Annotated in this window: 3 protein-coding genes; all 3 read right to left on the bottom strand. The window is 71.9% G+C overall.

Annotated features, from left to right (window positions below; genetic code table 11):
- Positions 1 to 677 (bottom strand): ABC transporter ATP-binding protein (locus tag GX015_RS11920; RefSeq protein WP_291345377.1); only part of this gene is annotated, 677 nt, incomplete at its 3' end.
- Positions 674 to 2,086, bottom strand: a complete 1,413-nt coding sequence (locus GX015_RS11915; RefSeq protein WP_291345376.1) for a sigma factor-like helix-turn-helix DNA-binding protein — start codon at positions 2,084 to 2,086, stop codon at positions 674 to 676. The genes GX015_RS11920 and GX015_RS11915, both read right to left, overlap by 4 nt.
- Before the next feature lie 92 nt (positions 2,087 to 2,178).
- Positions 2,179 to 3,063 (bottom strand): AAA family ATPase (locus GX015_RS11910; protein WP_291345375.1); only part of this gene is annotated, 885 nt, incomplete at its 5' end.

The following is a 3,063-nucleotide window of genomic DNA, read 5'->3' as shown; positions in this document are numbered from 1 at the left end:
GCCAGTCGCCACATGGGCGCCCTGCCGTCGGCGGCGGCCGGCAAAGTGCGGCCCTCGCGCATCATGATGACGTCGTCGACCATCTCCTCCAGCTCCGGGAGAATGTGGGAACTGACGATGATCGCCGCCCCCGCATCCGCCCGGCGCCGCAGGATGCCGCGCAGCGCCAGCCGCGAATCGGGATCCATGCCGGACGCGGGCTCGTCGAGAAGCAGCACGTCCGGATCGTGCACCAGGGCCCGGGCCAGCGACAGGCGCTGCTTCTGCCCGCGGGAGAGCACGCGCACGCGGGCCCCGGCGAAGTCGGCGAGGCCGACCTCCGCGAGCAGCTCCGTCGCGCGCTCGTCGGCGACGGCGCGGGACAACCCGTAAAGGCGGCCGAAGGAGGCGACGATCTCGTGCGCCGTCAGCGTCTCCCACGTGCCCACGTGATCGGGCATCCAGCCGATGCCCGCCCGGGCGCCCGGGCCATCGGACGCCGGATCCGCGCCCGCGACCGCGACGCTGCCGGAATCGGGGGCCAGCAGGCCCGCCAGCACCAGCAACAGGGTCGTTTTGCCGCAGCCGTTCGGCCCGATCAGGCCCGCGATCCGGCCCGGCGCGACGTCGACGTCCGCGTGTTCGATGGCCACGTGCCCGCGGAAGGTCCGCCGCACGTCTCGGGCTATGATGCTCATGGCCCCAACGTATACCCCTGCGCCACGGCATCGGCGAGGGCATCGGCGACGAATCCCTGGTCGCGCAGCCGCAGTCGCGCCGCAATGGTGCAGTAGGGGGCGTCGGAGCGGAGCCCCAGTGCCACGGCCACCCGGCTCAGCGCCTCCGACGGGTCCCTCGGCGGGTCGCCCAGCGCCAGCGCCGAGTACGTCACCGCCCACGGGCCGTGCCCGGTGGTCTCGGGCAGGGGCAGGACCTCGAAACGCTCGTCGACGACCACGCGCACCCGTCCACCGCTCATCCCGCCTTCGGCGAGGAATCCGCCGATGCTGTTGCCCACCGCCCCCTGCCGCCGCCACCGGACCGAGGCCGCCGAATGCTCGGAGGGCAACCGGACGGGCACGTCGAACGGCGCGTCGACGAGGGCGGGCACCGCATGCGGGATGGGGAAGGATTCCTCCGGGGAGGCGGCCGCCGCGGCGTCGACGAGAACGGACCAGCGGCCGTCGTGGACGAGCATCGCGCCGGAGAACTCGGGGCGCGCGTGGTTGACCGGCGCCGCGCCCTCCCGCCCCTCGACGGTCCACGTGTCCGGGGCACTGCGGATGATCCGCGGCTCCGCGGCCAGCGCATTGCGGATGGACGGGCGGGTCCGGCCCGGGATGAGCTCCGCCAGCTGCGCGGTGGTCATGGCGCCGTCGGCCAGCGACAGGACCGCCAGCGCCCGGTCGCCGATCGACTTGTCGCGGCACAGCACGCGGCCGCGGTAGATGAACCGGCCCCCGACCGTGGCCAGGTAGTCGGCCAGGTGTCCCTCCGGAACCGCCAACGCCTTCGCGGCCGCGGCCACCTCCACGGTCCCGGCGGCGTCGTGAAGCTCGTGGAGGACGGCCTCGATGCGCTCGTCCGTGCCCTTCGCGACGAGCCACCCGCACCCCACCATCGACCACTCCGGGGCCAGCGCCTCGACGACGTCGAGGCAGTTGACGGTCGTGCCGGGAATCGGGTCTGCCAACGACGGCACCGCCGCCAGCACCTCCGTGACGTGCTCGAAGGGGTGGATGCGGCGACCGACCCCGTCGATGACGAGGCCGATGAAGGCGCTGTCCGCCAACCTGGACCGCAGCGCCGCCTCGAGCTGTCGGACGCGCTCCCGGGTCAGCCCGAGCTCCGTGCCGATGCTGTCCAGCGTCCGGCCCGTGATCAGCCGCTCTCGCAGGATCAGCGGCCACCGCGGATCGCCCGCGACGACGTCGGCGATGTCCTCGATCGCCGCCGAGATGAGCCGGCCATGCGATGCCCGTACGTCGCCGAGCATCGAATGCGCGGGAGCGGGCAGCGGGAACAGCTCGGTGGGCACGTCGCCGGCCAACGCGAGCCACTGCGCGAGAGCCTGATGAGCGTCGAATCGCCGGTCCGTTTCGGGCACCGTCGACCACCTCCGGAGATCGTGACTTGGTCGGCCGACCGAGATAGTAACCCAATTTCCGATTCAGCCCGAACCTTCTCCGAAGGTGCCCGCTATTTACCCGTTTCGGGTGACATCCGTTGCGAGATCACCCTTGTCACGCCGTCGCCGCGCATGGTCACGCCGTACAGCACATTTGCGACGTCCATGGTCGGCTTTTGGTGCGTGATCACGATGAGCTGCGAGGATTCGCGCAATTCCTCGAGCAGCGCGATGAGGCGCCGCAGGTTGACGTCGTCGAGCGCGGCCTCCACCTCGTCGAGGACGTAGAACGGGCTCGGGCGGGCGCGGAAGATGGCCACGAGCATCGCCAGCGCAGTCAGCGACTTTTCGCCGCCGGACAGCAGAGACAGCCGCTTGACCTTCTTGCCCGGCGGCCGGGCCTCGACCTCGATGCCGGTGGCCAGCATGTCGTCGGGCTCGGTGAGGATCAGCCGGCCTTCGCCGCCCGGGAAGAGCGTGTCGAAGACCTTCGGGAACTCCCGCTCCACATCCAGCCATGCCTCGGTGAACAGCCGCAGGATGGTCTCGTCGACGTCGTCGACGACGTCGAGGAGGTCCTTGCGCGCCCGGCGGACGTCGTCGAGCTGGGTGGCCAGGAAGTCGTGGCGCTCCTCCATCGCCTTGAATTCCTCGAGCGCCAGCGGGTTGACGCGGCCGAGCACCCGCAGGTCCTTTTCCGCCTGCTTGAGGCGGGCCTCGGCCTCGGCGCGGTCGAAGTCCTCCCCCGGCGCGTGGGATTCGAGAAGGTCGGCGACGGGCACGCCGAGCTGGTCGACGATCGTCTCCTCCGCCTGGTCGACGCGCAGCTGCGCCTCCGCCCGGGCGATGTCGCCGCGGTGGGCCCCGTCGGTGAGCTCCGCGACGCGCTTGGCGGCGGCCGAGGCATCGGCGCGGGCCTTGTTCAGCTCCGCGGCGATGGCGGTGCGGGCGGCGTC

The organism is Corynebacterium sp. (assembly GCF_012837295.1).
Taxonomy (GTDB): Bacteria; Actinomycetota; Actinomycetes; order Mycobacteriales; family Mycobacteriaceae; genus Corynebacterium.
This window is presented reverse-complemented; position numbering and strand designations above follow the sequence as displayed.